This window comes from Streptomyces sp. NPDC040405 (assembly GCF_055595765.1).
The window spans coordinates 451,082-465,809 of sequence record NZ_JBVIVI010000008.1 but is presented as its reverse complement, the minus strand read 5'-3'; the positions used below and the strand labels follow the sequence as shown (position 1 = coordinate 465,809).

Genomic DNA, 14,728 nt, shown 5'->3' with positions numbered 1-14,728 from the left:
CGCCGAATCGGGGGTGGGCACTCAGGCAAATGCCTGAGTGTCACGAGGGATTCACGGTGAGCGAGGTCACCGGGTGTGGGTTTCAGTCCTTTTCGGCCCCTTTTGCGTTCCGGCTGGTTACGCCGCATGTGAGCGCGGGGCCTGGGCAATCCTTCGTCATGCCTTCGGCGGTCCGTACCCGGAGGCCGGATCGGAAAGGCGGCTGGTGTCCGATATGGGCCTGAGTACGCTGCTCGAACGCATGCCCGTGTCATGGTGGGAAGCCGATGAGGGGCTGCGCATCGTCAACTGCGGCGGGGGCGCCTTCCACGACCCCGGCACCGCACAGCGGTTCGTCGACAGTCTCGGCGGCACGGCCGACGCCGCGCGGGAAGGGGCGGCTACCGAGGGCCGGGAGTCGGGGATCGACCGCCGCCAGGTCCGGTTCGGCGGGCGGCTGTTCGACGTCACCTCCTTTCCCTGCCGACTGGCCGGTGACGGCCGGGGCGGGGTCAGCGGGCTCGCGGTGGACATCAGCGCCCTGGAGTTCGGACGCCACGGCTACGCCGCGTTCACCGACTTCGCCGCCTTCGCGCCCGCCGCGGCGTTCATCCGTGACGCCCACGGCCGCTACCTGTGGGCCAACCACGCCTACGCCCATCTGTACGGCACCACCCCCAACGCCGTGATCGGCAGCAGCGTCACCGATGTCGACGCCCCCGAGGACGTGGCGACCTTCCAGACCCTGGACCGGCAGGTGATCAGCTCGGGCAAGCCGGTGCGGCACACCATCGGCTACCACCGCCCCGACGGCTCACCCGGGCGCGCGGTCGGCCACCGCTTCCCGGTGGCCGAGGGTGGCCAGACCTGTGTGGCCGGGATCTACATCGACATCACCGACTACACCCTCGCCCTGAGCCAGCGGCGCGCCGCCGAGGAGGACCTCCAGGCACTCAGCGAACACAGCGGCCTGCCCTGCGCCCTGCTCTCGCCGGGCGGCCGGATACGCCGGGTCAGCGCCTCGGCCGCGGAACTGCTCCGGGTCCATGTGCCCGATCTACTCGGCCGCCCCGCCCACCGCTATCTGACCCCCGCCGACGATCTGGCCGGACTGCGCCACGCCTGGTGGGATCTGGTGAACCGGCGCCGGCACCGGTTCCAGACCTCCGCGGTCTTCCTCGACTCCCGTGGCGACGAGTGGCGGGCCCGGGTGCTGCTCACCGCCGTCAGCAGCGGTTCACGGCGGGCCCGCGGCGTCTGGGCGGTACTGCCCCACCACACCCTGCCGCACCCGCCGCTGCCACCGCTCACCGCGGCGCAGTTGCGCATCCTCACCCTGCTGTCCGCCGGACACGGCAACAACGAGATCGCCGCCTCGCTCCGGCTCTCCCGGCAGACCCTGGACTACCACCTCGGCCGGCTGCGGGAGTTGCTGGCGGCACCCACCCGGCTGGCGCTGGTCAGCCGGGCGTATGTACTGGGCATCCTCGATCCGCAGGCGTGGCCGCCGCGCTCGGCCGTCGGCTGCCGCCCGGCCGGTCCCTGCTGACGGGAAGCGGACAGGAAGCTTCGGCGTTCGGAACTGATCCAGCCCTGGCGCTGCCACCAGCCGATCGCATGGCGCGCGATAGACAGTTCGCGGCTGATGGTGTCGGCGTCTGTCTCATCCGCCCGGGCAGTCGCCAGTTCGGCCAGCCACTTCGGAAGCGCGCCGCGTCGGGGAACATCCTCAGGCAGCATCGGCTTCCCGGCCCGGCGGGGCCACCCCCGCCCTGCCGCCGCAGCGACGCGGTCCCGCCGCAGCAGCCCCGCACCGAACGCCACCGACTCCGCGGCCCCGCGCGCAGCAAGACCGGCTCACCGCCGCCCTGCGGCTGGGCTGCGCCGTTGAGCAGATCGGACCGTGCGCGTCGTGCCAGGAACTGACCCACCGCCTCCGCCGAGGCGGCGGCGGGGACACGGTGAGGGAGGTGGAGACCTGACTCCGCCTGGCGCAGGGGCGCCTCCCGGTGGTGGCACACCGAGGGGCGCGATGGGCGCGGTCCGCTGGCCGGAGGCTTCGACGGCTGCCGCGCGAGAGTGTGGTTCGGGGCTCCGGCCACTCCGGAGTGGCTCGGTTGCGAGTTCCAGCGCCTGGGGAACCAGCGCGTCCGTACCTTCGGCCATCCACCGGGCGTCGCGAGTCACCACGATGTTGCGCCTGCCGGACAGCGGACGGAATCGCGGAGGTGGAAAGAATCCCATGTCTTGCGCCCCATCACTCCGGATGACCGAGGGTGATCGCCTTGAAATGTGCCATGTCCTCAGGCACTCGCCACGGAATCGCGTTCTCGGCGCCGACCACACCGTCGCGAGCCTGCGCCCCGAATCAGCTCGACCTTCACGAGGGCGGGTTCTGTGTCGGCCACACGAGTCAACCGCGACGATGTCCGCTCCTTCGCGAGCCAGGTGTACCGCGTGGCTGCGCCCCTGGCCGCCTCCGGCCCGGTGATGAAGAAGACCTTCCCGTCCAACAGCCCCACCCCGGCAATCCCTTTCTCTGGCGGGGTTTGACGGTTCTGCAGACGAGGGCCACATAGCCGCCTCACCGCGGAGAAAGCGGTCTCCGCCCGCCGTCTCCCGTTCCGTGAACGCGATCACCCATGTCGGCGACCAACCCTCGGCGCCGTACCGATCATGCCGGCAAGGTCGAATCCGAACGGGACTCCGGCGCAGCGGACCCGACCGGAGAATCGTTCGGCTGCTGACGTGACGGATAAGCAACGCAAGCTTCAGGGTTGCCAGCCTTGTCGGATGCCTGCGGCGAGGATGAGGACTTTCATCCGGTCAGGCTGTGAATCGGCCTCCGTTGCTCAGCAGTACTGCACCAACGACATTTGATGCGGCAGGCGACGCCAGGTAGCAGATGTTGTCGGCGAGTTCCTCCGGCGTCGCGTATCCCAATGCACCCGACTCGGCCATCCTCTGGCGGACGGCATCCGGAGTACGTGCCGCCATCGGCGTGTCCACTGGCCCCGGAGCGACGGTGTTGACGCGTACACCGAAAGCGATGGCCTCTTTTGCCACGGCCTGGGACAGCGCGTGTACGCCGGCTTTGGAAGCGGCGTAGTGCGGATATCCCGTGAGCGTATCGAACGCCGCGGACGAGCCAACAGTCACGATGGCGCCCCTGCCGCGGGTACGCATGGCTCGCACAGCAGCTCGCAGAACGTGGAACGTGCCGTCGAGGTTCACGGCCATCACCCGTCGCCAGGCGGCGTCATCGAGTTGAGTCAGCACGTCCACTGGCTCGCCCGTCTCCTGAGCCTCGAGGATCCGCGCCTTGGCGTCAGGGTCGTCGACCCCGGCCGTGTGGATGACCACGTCGATGCGGCCTTCGGATTCGAGTACGGACGACACGACGGCATCGACAGCCTGCGGATCGGTTACGTCGACAACGTGAGCAACCCCTTTGATGGCGGACGCGACGGTGCGAACACCGTCCGCATTGAGGTCACCCACGTGCACAGCCGCGCATCCTTCAGCAGCAAGCAGGCGGGCCACTGCGGCCCCGATTCCTGACCCGCCCCCTGTAACGAGGGCGACCTGCCCCGCGAAGCGTCGCTCATGGATCGTTGCCATTTGGCTATCTCCTAGATCTCGTACAGAGGTGCTGCCATCCCCACGGCCATGCGTATCCGCGCTTTGGTTCCTTCGCTCGATCCCGAGGCCTACATCACGCAATGTCGCACGCTAAACCCGCGATGATTCCATGCTGATCGAATCGATGCTGCCGGAGTAGGCGAACCGCCCTTCATAGAGGTCGGATACCGGCGTTCCGGTGTTGCATCCGACGTCCAGGGTCTCACTGCAGGAATACCGGTACGGAACCGTACGCGGAACCTCGCCCTTTCCTATCTCGGCTCCGTCGAGAAGAAACACCACGTCGCCGCCGGAGCCAGGCACCTCGTGGACGACCTGCTTGCCCGTAGCCGGGTCGATGGTCGGACTCGTGACCCCACCAACGGACTCCACGGCCACACCATCGATCACGTGACCGGACAGTGACCTGCGCAAGGCCTTCTGCGCCTCTGCTGGTCTGCGCCTTGGGGAATCGACAGCCATCTTCATCGATGGTCCTTCTCAGGGAATGGCATCCGCCGAGAGGCCGGGTGCGTGCCAGCCAGCGCGTAAACGCTCTGGCGAGATCAAATTTAACTGAACTCAGGTATGCATCTCGTCTTGTAGTTGATCTGCCGAGGTGGGTGTCGACTAGCATCAAACCTAATTGAACTCATGTCAACACCTAGGTCGCGCTGAACGAATGGCCCGACCAGGCCCGGCCAGATGGAACGTCCGGCGACCTCACCGGCCGGAAGATGACGTGGAACGTGAGCGAAGATCGCGCGGCGGAGCTCGGCGGTCATGTCGTCCCCAGACGGGGTGGCGCGGGTGCGGGGCGACCGTCTCCAGCGGGTTACCGGCGCCGAACACGGCCTGGATGCGGCCACGGCGCATCGAGCGCCCGGTGACCCGCCTGACGGCGGCCGTTACCGCTGACAAGCCTGCCGCAGACCGGATCCTCGGCCACCCCGACGCTGGGGGCAAAGGCGTGCAGCTCGAAGGCGTGTTCCGAGCCAGGCGGGTAGGTGCCGACGGCCCCGGCCATCGCTGTCGGGATCCGTGACAGGTCGGGTTCCAGGCCGATATAGCTCCACACAGATCGTCACACCGGGCACGATCTCGCCGTCGTATCCAGAATCGGGGAAATCGCCTTCATGGTACAGATACGGGTACTCTCCCGTCATACCGCAGCCATGCGCCGACAGGTAGTACCTGTTCGCGTAATACTCTTCCGGAATGTCCCAGGCTTCCCTCGCGTAGTCCCGAAAGTTCATACCCGGGCGCAGGATGGACATGTTGTGGTGAAGCTGCTCATACGCGACTTTGTAGAGCATTTTTTGTTCGTGGGTTGGCTTTCCCGGACCTGAGTGGAAGGTGGAGGCACGAGTGCCGGAGATGGAACAGCAAGCTTGCTGGGAAACACTTGGCGAATACCGTCTGTTCTACTCGTGCGAATGGAACTCCGACGGCGTCGCCGCGATTGATCCAGGCGTCGCCGTAATCGTCGGCCAAGAACGCTCCCCCTTGGCCCAGACCGTGCTCGCCTGGCCCAGACCGTGCTCGCCTACCTCGATCGCCGGGGAGACGTCAACGCGACCGCGGCAGCCTTGAACGTGCATCGCACCACCCTTTACTACCGCCTCAACCAAGTCGCCAGCCTCATCGGCCAAGATCTCAACGGTCCCGCACGGTTCCGAATCCACGCCGCGCTTCGACTCGCCCAACTGTCCAACCTCTGAGGTCTGGTCCCACCACCACCTCCACGTGCCGGGCGTTGGTCAGGGGCTCTCCTCGCCTTGGGCGACTTCGACCTCGTGGTGGAAGGTGAGCACATCGGTCGTCGCTGCGCCCGCGGACAGAAGTGCGCAGACGGCCAGGAGCAGGGCAGTCCAGCGTCTGGCCGGGGCCGGCCGTTCCGCGGGGGCCAGGAGCGCGGCGACGCGCTGCGGGACCGGGCCGGTGGTCGCGCCGGAGGCGAAGTCCGGGCGGGCGGAACGGGAGCCATGGCCGGCCAGCGCGGCACGGGCGATGGCCTTGGCCGTGAGGCGCCGGTCGCCGACGGCGTCGGCGGCGGCCTCGTCGGCGGCGCGTTCGGCGGCGAGCCGGATGCCGGAGCGCAGTGCGCGCAGGGCGGGGTGGCAGTGGGCGGCGAGTTCGGCGGCGGCGAGGAAGTAGTGGTGGCCGGCCCGGTTGTGGGCGCGTTCGTGGGCGAAGAGTGCCTCGCGTTCGGCTGGGCCGAGGCTGCGCAGCATGGCGGTGGTGACGACGATGCGCTGCGGGCGGCCGGGCAGGGCGTAGGCGTCCGGATGCGGCGAGTCGATGACGCACAGGTCGCCCGCCGCAGGGCGGGCTTCGGCCTGGGTGCGGGCGGTGCGGAAGGTGCGGGCCTGGCGGAGGGTCGAACGCCCGAGGGTCCAGGCGCCGACGGTGAGGGCGCCGGTGGCCAGCGCGGCTGCGGGCAGAGTAAGCAGGTCAGAGGGCGTACGCAGGGGGTGGACGAGCTCGCCGAGCGCCGCGAAGAGGGGAAGCCTGAGCAGTCCGGTCAGTACGAGGGCGCCGAGGGCGGCCACGCACGCGCCGGCCAGCACCAGGGCGGAGGCGGTCAGTACCCACAGCGCGGTGACCGGGGCCAGGCGGGCGAGGGCGCGCCGGGCCGAGGGCGGTGCCGCGAAGGGCAGCAGCAAGGGAACCATGAGCAGGGCGATCACTGTTCATCCGCTTCCAGCAGCCGCCGCAGCACCTGCTCGTCGTCGGCACTGAGCTGGGCGACGAACCGGGCCAGAACCGTCTCCCGGTCGGTGTCCCGCGCCAGTTCCCCGTGCATGCGGCGGGCAGTGAGCCCGGGGGCGTCCTGGACGGCGAAGTAGGCGTAGCCGCGACCCTGCCGCTCGCGGCCCACGATGCCCTTTTCGTGCAGGCGGGACAGGATCGTCGTCACCGTCGTACGCGCCAGGGCGACACCGAGGTCGAGCTGCACGCGGCCCGGGGTGAGCGGCGCGTCAGCGGCCCACAGAGCGGCCATGACGGCGGCTTCGAGCTCGCCGGCCGGACGCCGTTCGTCCTTCTCATCGGTCATGGGAACGTTCCTCACCCCGCCATCGTCTACAGTTCAGTAGACCGTCTACAGGATAGTAGTCGTTCGGGTGCCGTCTCGGCGGCGCCCGTCCGTCCAGTATGAGAGGGCTCGTGCCGATGGCCGCACCTCCCTTCGCCGAAGCATCACAGCTCGCGGTGAACATCCTCAGTGCCCGGTCCCTGCTGTCCGCCTTCGGCGTGCTGGGGGTCGGCGTGGTGCTGTTCGCCGAGACGGGCCTGCTGGTCGGCTTCTTCCTGCCGGGTGACTCACTGCTGTTCACGGCCGGCCTGCTGTGCACCGGGACCGCCGACGGGGGTGTGCGGTTTTCCCTCGGCCCGCTGCTGATCGCCACCGCGGTGGGCGCGCTCGCCGGTGCGCAGTGCGGGTATCTGCTCGGCCGGAAGGCGGGCGGGGCGCTGCTCGCCCGTATCCGTTCGCCCCGGCTGCACGAAGGCGCCGAACGGGCCGAGGCGCTGTTGGAGCGGTACGGATACGCGAAGGCGATCGTGCTGGCGCGTTTCGTGCCGGTGGTGCGTACGGTGCTGAATCCGCTGGCGGGCGCCCTTGGTGTCCCGGCGCGGAGGTTCACGGTGTGGCAGGTCTCCGGCGGGCTCGTCTGGAGTCTGGGACTGACGCTCGCCGGGTACGGGCTCGGCTCCTCCGTCCCCGGCATCGACACGTACCTGCTGCCGGTGATCGCGCTCATGGTGATCGTGTCACTGATCCCGCTCGCCGCGGAGCTGTCCCGTTCCCGCAAGGCCAAGGCGGCTCGGCGGTGATCCTCGCGCTCGACGGATCGTTCCTCGACGGATCGGCCTACACGGATGTCGTGGGCCTGGCGCATCGCGCCCCCGGCTGGCTGAACGGCATGGTCTCGGTGTGGTCGGCATACGGGCTCGTGGTTTTCGCCGTGCTCATGGTCCTGGGCTGGTGGCGAGCGCACCGGGACGATGTCGTGGCCGCGGTGACGGCGCTGGCCGTGCCGGTGGTCGCCGTGCTGGCATACGCCGTGGACTCCCTGCTGAAGCTGGTCGTGCGCGAGGACCGTCCCTGCCAGAGCCTGCACGTGAGCACTCTGGATCCATGTCCGGCGCCGGGCGACTGGTCCTTCCCCAGCAACCACGCGACCATCGCCGCCGCGGCCGCGGTCGCCCTGTTCCTCGTATCCCGTCGGCTCGGCGCTCTCGCCGCCGTGGCCGCGGCCACGATAGCGGCCTCCCGGGTCTGGGTCGGTGTCCACTATCCGCACGACGTGGTGGCCGGTGCCGTGGTCGGCGCACTCGTCGCGCTGGGCGCGGCAGGCGTGCTCAAGCGGGCTCCGGAGACCCTGGCCCGGCGGATGGCGGCCACGTGGCTGCGGCCGCTGCTGATGCCATGAAGCGCGAAGACGCCGCCGGACTGGCCGGGGGCACGGGCCTGGCCGCGTGGGCGGGGTTCGGCGTGCTGAGCATGGTCGTCATCGGCCACGACGGTGCCCCGCCGCTCATGGACCATGGCCTGCTGTCCTGGTCCATGGGCCACCGCTCCGATGTGGTGGTGGCCCTGGCCCGCGGGCTGACCGCGACCGGAACCGGGGTGGCCCCGTACGTGCTCGTCGCCGTGGCCGGAGTCGTCGTGGGACGGACGCCGCCGTCCGGTACGGCGTGATGACGCTGATCGAGCGGGCACGCCCGCCGCATACAGACTGGGCCGCGCACGCCTCGGGCTGGGCGTTCCCGTCCGGTCACGCCACCACGGGGGCTCTCGCCGCAGGACTGGTGATCCTCGCGGTATGTGTGCGAGCCCCGCGCGGGAGAACGCCGGTCTGTCTGGTGGCCGCCCACACGTTCATCACGGAGACCGCACTCAGGGACGAAGGAGCGTTGGAGGATCATGCGCCACAGCATCCTGGTCGTCGAGGATGATCATGCCCTGCGTGACGTACTGCTGCGCGGGCTGTGCGAGGAAGGTTTCGACACGTTGCCGGCCGCCGACGGTGCCACCGCCCTGCGCCTGGCCGCCGGAGACATCGCCGCGGCCGTGCTCGACGTCGGGCTGCCCGACGCGGACGGGCGGGATGTGTGCCAGGCGATGCGGGCTGGCGGATTCCTGTCCCCCGTCATCTTCCTGACCGCCCGTCACGGGCTCACGGACCGGTTGTCCGGGTTCTCCGCCGGGGGCGACGACTATCTGCCCAAGCCGTTCCACCTCGCCGAACTCGCCGCCCGGCTGCGCGCCGCCCTCAAGCGCGCCGGGCCCGGCCCCGCTGCCACCGCCGGGAACCTGGTCCTCGACCCTGTCCGGCACAGCGTCACCGTCGGTGGCGCACAAGTCGACCTGACCCCGACGGAGTTCCGTCTGCTGGCCACCCTCATGGCGGCGTCCGGCGGCATCGTGCTCCGGCGTGAGCTAATCCGGGCGGGCTGGCCCGAGGGCGCGCAGGTCAGCGACAACACCCTGGACCAGTACATGACCCGGCTGCGCCGCAAACTGAGCGAAGCCCGCAGTGAGCTGACGATCGGCACCGCCCGCGGGATCGGGCACCGCCTCTCATGACCACCGTGTTCGCCCGGCTCGCGCCACGCACCTTGCGCGGCCGCCTCTCCCTGGTCGCCCTGACCACCGCCGCGTTGCTGATGACGTTCCTGACCGTGGTGTTCAATACCGTGGTCCGCCACCACCTCCAGCGCCAGGCCGACGACGAGTTGCGCACGCGGGCGGCCGCCGTCGCCACGACCGTCGACACGAGCGGTCCGACGGTACGGGTCCTGGAGTCCTCCAACGACGGGCTCCTCGATGCGAACGTGTGGATCTACGCGGGCACCCGGCTGCTCGAACAGCCGCCGTCACCCGCCGTTTCGCTGACCCACGCCGCCGAACGGCTCGTCGCACACGGCGGGCGGGAGTGCACCGCCATCACCGCCACCGGCCACAGCCCCGGACGTATACGGCTCTGTGCTCAGCCCCTGCGGAGCGGCCACAGCCCGGCCACGGTGGTCACGGCCCTGGACCTGGCCCCGTACCGCAGTTCCGCGGACACCCTGCTTCTGGGTTCGCTCGCCCTGGACGCGACGATGCTCGGCTGCACCTACGTCCTCACCCGGCTCGCGGTGGGCCGCGCGCTGCGTCCCGTACGCACCATGACCGACCAGGCCACCCAGCGGAGCTCCGTCGCCTCTGCGGAGCGCTTCGGCACGGTACGGCAACCAGTCGAGCTCGCCCGTCTGGGCACCTCCCTGGACACGCTTCTGGACCGCATCCGCGCGGCACTGCGCCACGAGCGGCAACTCACCGGGGAGCTCTCGCACGAACTGCGCACCCCGCTCAGCCGGATCGTCGCCGAGCTGGACTGGTGGCAGGCCCGGCCGCGCTCGTCCGCCGAGACCCGCGCCACCCACCAGGTCGTCGCCGACGCCGCGCGGTCCATGCGCACGATCTGCGACACGCTCCTGGACGACGCCCGCGGCGGCACGCACACCGCGGGCACGGCCGAGGTCCGGCCCGTGCTGCGCCGTCTCGTCGCACACCTCGACGTCCCGGACCACGTGACCATCCATCTCGACAATCACCACGGCGGCGACCCCGCCCTGTGCCTGGAAGCCGGAGTCCCTCCGGCCCTCCTCGAACGCATCGTGAGCCCGCTGCTCGCCAACGCCTCGCGGTACGCCCGGTCCAGCGTCGTCGTGCGCACAGTCCGCGAACCCGGCAGCGTACGCATCGAGATCACCGACGACGGGCCCGGCGTACCGGGGCCGTTCGTCGAGCAGCTCTTCCAGCCGGGCCGACGTGCCGATCCCGGTGACGGACACGGCGGAGCGGGCCTCGGGCTGCCGCTCGCACGACGCCTGGCCCGCTCGGCCGGTGGTGAGGTGTCCTATGACAGCGGTCACGGGCCCGGGGCGAGGTTCATGGTCAGCCTGCCGACCGGCTGACCCGGCGGCCCCGTCCCCGGCGACCGGCGGTCGCACGCATACGGAACGGCCGCCGCCCGCTCATGCCGCCCGCTCGCCGAGCCGCTCCGGCTCGATGACGTCCTTCCGTGTCACCGCCAGATAGACGACCAGGCCGAGGATGACCGCGAGGAACAGCACGCTGGTGACCACGGTGCCAAGGCCCAGGCCGCCACCGCCGGACGGCTGGGAGAGGTAGTCGCCGACCGAGGCGCCGAGCGGGCGGGTCAGGACGTACGCGATCCAGAAGCTCCACACCGCGTTCAGGCCGAGCGCGAAGTGCGCCACCGCGACGGCGGCGATCGCCAGGGCGAACAGCACCGCGGACACCCAGTAGCCCAGAGCCATGCGCTCGGCCACCAGGTCGCCCGCCGCGGTGCCCAGCGCGAAGGTGAACAGCACCGCGAGCCAGTAGAAGGACTCGCGGCTCAGGGAGTCGACGCTGTGGATGGACAGGGTCCGCTCGCGGCGATACCAGGCGGTGAACACGATCGCGAGGACGGCCGCGAACACCGTGGTGCTCGTCGTCAGGGGTACGCCCATGTTGTCCGTGAGGTTGTCACTGATCAGAGTGCCGACGATGCTGATCAGTGCCACGGCGAGCCAGTACACGCCCGGCCGGTACGCGGTGGTGCGGAACTGGACGGCGAGCACAACCGCCAACAGCCCGCTCATCAGCAGCGACACACCGGTCAGGCCCAGGCCCAGCTTCTCGTTCAACATGTCCGCCGCGGTCTCGCCCACAGTCGTGCACAGCACCTTGATCACCCAGAAGTACACGGTGACTTCGGGCACCTTGTTCCAGCGGAGGCGGTGACCGGGCGAGGCAGCGGCAGGGTCGCGGACCGTGGAGGTCTCAGAAGTCTCGGATGTCATGAGGCCTGACCGTGCCACCGAATACCTGAACACATCCTGACTGCCGTGCAGCCTCACCGCCTTGACGGCCTCGAAGCCAGGTGGTCAGCGGCCGGGCCACGTAGAGGCGCTGCCCGTCGAACCGGTGGAGGGGCCAGCCCAGGACGTACGCCGGTGGCTCGCCGTTCGCCGTGGTGAGAGCGGCCACCGGCGTCTGACGCGCGGTCCGCAGGAGGTCCGCCCGGGTGGTGTCGGCGTTGTGGCCCTGGGTCTGGGCGGAGGAGCAGCCGGCGTAGAAGGCGATCGGGATGGCCTCGTGTCCCGTCAGCAGGCACGGTGGCCGTACGCCGAGACGGTGCAGTTCGGCCGCCGTACGGGCCCAGTCGCGGTGGGTGGCGGTGGTGCGGTCCACGGTGTGCTCCAACACGGCGTACTGCACCGCCAGATGCCCGGCGAGACCCACCGAGGCCAGGGTCACGGCTGCTGGTCGCCACCATCCTCTCGACGCGGTGACCAGGTGAGTGAGTGCGCAGGCGACCGGAATCGCCAGCAGCCCGTAAGCGGGCAGCAGGAAGCGCGGCGCGGCGTACCCGATCAGGAACAGGTACGGAAGCGCCGCTGTCGTGGCACAGGCCATGGGCAGGAGCGTGTCGGCCACGCGCCGGGCCCTGACCGCGATCACCAGGCCGAGGGCCGCCATTACGGGGAGGGCGAACCACCACGCGGTGATCACCGGGGATGGCATCGGTGTGGTGCAGGGGCGGCACAGGACGCGCCCGCCCAGGCTCCGCAGCTGGTCGCCGACGGCGATGTGCCAGCCCAGTCCGCCCTGGATCCGGGAAGCGCCGGCGAGCCGTGCGCCCAGGCCGCCGTAACCGACGTACGCCTCGACGATCCATTCCGCCGCCCCGGCCGCCAGCCCGACGCCGAGCGCGCCCCACAGCGCGGGTCGCCGCCATCGGCGTACGCACGCCAGGGCGGCGAACAGAGGCAGTGTCGCCCAGACCGCGTCGGTGGGCCGCATCCACGCCATCAGGGCCGCACTCGCCGCCAGCCCCCACACCGCCGCCCGGTCGAAGCGATCCGCCTGGGCGCGCAGGAAGTTCCCCACGGCCGCGAGAGCGCCGATCGCGACCCAGAAGTTGGGCATCGCCTGCGGCCCGTAGAACACCGTCACCCACAGCGTCGCGAACAGCGCACCGGCCAGCGCCAGCACACGTGCCGGGAACAGCCCCCGCCAGCTGCGCAGCGCCAGGAAGAGGCCGAGCCCGGCCAGCACGGCCAGATAGATCCGCAGCAGCGGCGTCGACGACGACCACGAGGCGACCGGTGCCACCAGCAGCGAGATGCCACGGGCTCGGGGCGCGCTGAAGAACGCCGCCGGAGCGTGGGAGCTGACCTGGCTGACGTACACCGTCTCATCCCAGCCCAGCCCCATCCCGGTCCCTACGAGCGCCAGTTGGGCCAGCACGAACCCGCCCGCCACCACCGCGAGAAGGTTTCTGCCTCGAGGACCCCACACCGCGCGGGCAACCGGCGGCGGCGCGTGCCGCGTGGCGCTGGACAGCGTGGTGTGCAGGCTCGCGGTCATTATCCACTCCTTACCCCTACGGGATGTAGGGTCTCCGCCATCCTACAAAGCGTAGGGCCGGAGGAGGAGGTATGAGGCAAAGATGAATAAAACACCCCCTTTCACCCGGAAGTGCAGCGCGGAGGTCGAGGAGGTCTGGCCGCGTGACGCGCGCATCACGCTGCGCCTTTCGCTGGTCGGTGCCGAGGCCCAACAGGCCACCGTCGTTCTGCGGGTCCGGGGCGAGGACGGCGGCGAGCTGCGCCTGCCGGCCGACAGTACCGGCCGGGGGTACGAAGTCCGCATCCCGCTGCGTCTCCTTGCCGCCCCCCGCATCGCGGACGAGTGGTGCTGGGATCTCTACCTCGACGTCGGCGCCGGAGACGAGCCCTTGCGTCTGGGCACGCACCTGGACGACATCACCGGCAAGAAGAAGGTCTTCGTCTATCCGGCCCAGCGCGCGGCCGGCCTCTGGGCGGCGCCGTACTACACGGTCAAGGACAACCTTTCCATCCGCTGCCGCCGGGAGGAGGGCAAGTGAACATCCGTTTCCTTCTCCTCAACGTCTACGCGGTCGGCGGCACTGTCCGCACCGTCGTCAATCAGGCCAACGCGCTCGCCGACGCCGGCCACCGGGTGGAGATCATCAGCGTCCACCGGCACCGCGCCGCCCCGGTATTCCATCTCCACCCGAACGTCCACATGCGGGCCCTCGTGGACGCCACGTCCACCGCGCCCTGGGGGCGACGCCACATCGAGGAGTGGCAGGCGGGGCGGCCCAGCTCACTCGTGGAGCGCACAGAGGTGAGATACGACCGCTTCAACCGGCTCACCGACCGCCGTATCGTCCAGTACCTGCGCTCCCTCGACAACGGCATCCTCGTGTCCACCCGGCCTGCCCTCAACCTGCTCTCGGCCCGCTTCACCCCCGCGAACGTCGTCACCATCGGCCAGGAACACCTGCATTACACCCACCACAAGCCCGCCCTGGCCGCGCAGATAGACCACTGGTACCGGCGGCTGGACGCCGTCACGACGCTGACCGAGACCGACCGGCGGACGTACGCTTCGCGTCTCGGCCTCAGCCGCGTCCGTGTCGAGCACATCCCCAACCCGCTGCCGACCGCCACCGCCGTTCGCTCCACGCTGGACCGGCCGCTCGTGGTCGGCGCCGGTCGCCTCGTGAAGGCCAAGGGCTTCGACACCCTCATCGAGGCGTTCGCGCCCATCGTCCGGGACCATCCCGACTGGCAGCTGCGGATATACGGCTCCGGTCCCGAACGCGACGCCCTGCGCGCCCTCATCCACGAACGACACCTCTACAACCACGTCTACCTCATGGGCAGTACGCCGCACCTGGACGAGGAACTCGCCAAAGCGTCCATCTTCGCGCTCGCCTCCCGCCACGAAGGGTTCGGCATGGTGTTGTCCGAGGCGATGAGCCACGGCGTCCCACCGGTCAGCTTCGACTGCCCGCACGGGCCCCGCGAGATCATCACCGGCGACGACGGCCTGCTCATCACGCCCGGTGACACCGCCGCCCTGACCAAGGGCCTCACCCTGCTGATCGAACGGCCCGACGTGCGCAGATCGCTGGGCGAGCATGCCCTGGCCTCGTCCTCGCGGTACGCACCGGATCGCATCCGCACCCGCTGGGAAGCCCTTTTCGCCGAGTTGACGGCCGCCAAACGGTGACGGCTGCCAAACGGTGACTCG

Annotated in this window: 17 protein-coding genes; 9 read left to right on the top strand and 8 right to left on the bottom strand. The window is 70.0% G+C overall.

Annotated elements, in window-relative coordinates:
- Nucleotides 1-241: 241 nt before the first annotated feature.
- Nucleotides 242-1,528, top strand: coding sequence for a PAS domain-containing protein (locus tag ACZ59A_RS31150; RefSeq protein ID WP_470965434.1), 1,287 nt, complete (start codon nt 242-244; stop codon nt 1,526-1,528).
- A 708-nt stretch (nt 1,529-2,236) separates the two neighbouring features.
- Here ACZ59A_RS31150 and ACZ59A_RS31145 read toward each other — a convergent pair.
- From ACZ59A_RS31145 to ACZ59A_RS31130, 4 genes are all read right to left on the bottom strand, one after another.
- Entirely contained in the window at nt 2,237-2,323 is an 87-nt protein-coding gene (locus ACZ59A_RS31145; RefSeq protein ID WP_470965609.1) for a dihydrofolate reductase, read from the bottom strand.
- A gap of 482 nt (nt 2,324-2,805) precedes the next feature.
- A complete protein-coding gene (locus ACZ59A_RS31140) occupies nt 2,806-3,600 on the bottom strand; it encodes an SDR family NAD(P)-dependent oxidoreductase (protein WP_470965431.1) in 795 nt (264 codons plus the stop codon).
- 111 nt (nt 3,601-3,711) lie between these two features.
- Entirely contained in the window at nt 3,712-4,089 is a 378-nt protein-coding gene (locus tag ACZ59A_RS31135) for a hypothetical protein (protein WP_470965428.1), read from the bottom strand.
- A 419-nt stretch (nt 4,090-4,508) separates the two neighbouring features.
- Nucleotides 4,509-4,979, bottom strand: coding sequence for a M24 family metallopeptidase (locus tag ACZ59A_RS31130; protein WP_470965606.1), 471 nt, complete (start codon nt 4,977-4,979; stop codon nt 4,509-4,511).
- Nucleotides 4,980-5,138: 159 nt separating this feature from the next.
- Between ACZ59A_RS31130 and ACZ59A_RS31125 the strand changes: the two genes are divergently transcribed.
- Nucleotides 5,139-5,321, top strand: coding sequence for a helix-turn-helix domain-containing protein (locus ACZ59A_RS31125; RefSeq protein ID WP_470965425.1), 183 nt, complete (start codon nt 5,139-5,141; stop codon nt 5,319-5,321).
- Between the two features lie 39 nt (nt 5,322-5,360).
- Here the strand turns inward: ACZ59A_RS31125 and ACZ59A_RS31120 are convergent, their stop codons facing one another.
- Together ACZ59A_RS31120 and ACZ59A_RS31115 are read right to left on the bottom strand one after the other, a co-directional pair.
- Nucleotides 5,361-6,290 carry a M48 family metalloprotease gene (locus ACZ59A_RS31120; protein ID WP_470965422.1) on the bottom strand — a complete coding sequence of 310 codons (930 nt, stop codon included), beginning with the start codon at nt 6,288-6,290 and terminating at the stop codon, nt 5,361-5,363.
- Nucleotides 6,287-6,658 carry a BlaI/MecI/CopY family transcriptional regulator gene (locus ACZ59A_RS31115; RefSeq protein ID WP_468050662.1) on the bottom strand — a complete coding sequence of 124 codons (372 nt, stop codon included), beginning with the start codon at nt 6,656-6,658 and terminating at the stop codon, nt 6,287-6,289. The genes ACZ59A_RS31120 and ACZ59A_RS31115 overlap by 4 nt, the downstream gene beginning before the upstream one ends.
- Before the next feature lie 116 nt (nt 6,659-6,774).
- Here ACZ59A_RS31115 and ACZ59A_RS31110 point away from each other — a divergent pair, with 116 nt between their 5' ends.
- The 5 genes from ACZ59A_RS31110 (at nt 6,775) to ACZ59A_RS31090 (ending at nt 10,569) form a co-directional block, all read left to right on the top strand.
- The gene (locus ACZ59A_RS31110; RefSeq protein ID WP_470965419.1) at nt 6,775-7,437 is read left to right on the top strand and encodes a DedA family protein; all 663 of its coding nucleotides are present in this window, start codon (nt 6,775-6,777) and stop codon (nt 7,435-7,437) included.
- On the top strand, nt 7,434-8,036 hold the full coding sequence (locus ACZ59A_RS31105; protein WP_470965416.1) for a phosphatase PAP2 family protein: 603 nt from the start codon (nt 7,434-7,436) through the stop codon (nt 8,034-8,036). Before ACZ59A_RS31110 ends, ACZ59A_RS31105 begins: the two co-directional genes overlap by 4 nt.
- Nucleotides 8,033-8,305: a hypothetical protein gene (locus ACZ59A_RS31100; RefSeq protein ID WP_470965412.1), complete on the top strand. Its 273-nt coding sequence runs from the start codon at nt 8,033-8,035 to the stop codon at nt 8,303-8,305. The genes ACZ59A_RS31105 and ACZ59A_RS31100 overlap by 4 nt, the downstream gene beginning before the upstream one ends.
- 225 nt (nt 8,306-8,530) lie before the next feature.
- Nucleotides 8,531-9,193: a response regulator transcription factor gene (locus ACZ59A_RS31095; protein WP_470965409.1), complete on the top strand. Its 663-nt coding sequence runs from the start codon at nt 8,531-8,533 to the stop codon at nt 9,191-9,193.
- Nucleotides 9,190-10,569, top strand: a complete 1,380-nt coding sequence (locus ACZ59A_RS31090) for a sensor histidine kinase (protein ID WP_470965406.1) — start codon at nt 9,190-9,192, stop codon at nt 10,567-10,569. Before ACZ59A_RS31095 ends, ACZ59A_RS31090 begins: the two co-directional genes overlap by 4 nt.
- Nucleotides 10,570-10,629: 60 nt before the next feature.
- On the opposite strand, the gene ACZ59A_RS31085 is transcribed toward ACZ59A_RS31090, so the two are convergent.
- A complete protein-coding gene (locus tag ACZ59A_RS31085; protein ID WP_470965403.1) occupies nt 10,630-11,463 on the bottom strand; it encodes a COG4705 family protein in 834 nt (277 codons plus the stop codon).
- Nucleotides 11,444-13,033, bottom strand: a complete 1,590-nt coding sequence (locus tag ACZ59A_RS31080; protein ID WP_470965401.1) for a hypothetical protein — start codon at nt 13,031-13,033, stop codon at nt 11,444-11,446. Before ACZ59A_RS31080 ends, ACZ59A_RS31085 begins: the two co-directional genes overlap by 20 nt.
- Before the next feature lie 82 nt (nt 13,034-13,115).
- Here ACZ59A_RS31080 and ACZ59A_RS31075 point away from each other — a divergent pair, with 82 nt between their 5' ends.
- Nucleotides 13,116-13,553: a hypothetical protein gene (locus ACZ59A_RS31075; RefSeq protein WP_470965398.1), complete on the top strand. Its 438-nt coding sequence runs from the start codon at nt 13,116-13,118 to the stop codon at nt 13,551-13,553.
- On the top strand, nt 13,550-14,707 hold the full coding sequence (locus tag ACZ59A_RS31070; RefSeq protein WP_470965395.1) for a glycosyltransferase family 4 protein: 1,158 nt from the start codon (nt 13,550-13,552) through the stop codon (nt 14,705-14,707). The genes ACZ59A_RS31075 and ACZ59A_RS31070 overlap by 4 nt, the downstream gene beginning before the upstream one ends.
- The last annotated feature ends 21 nt before the right edge of the window (nt 14,708-14,728 follow it).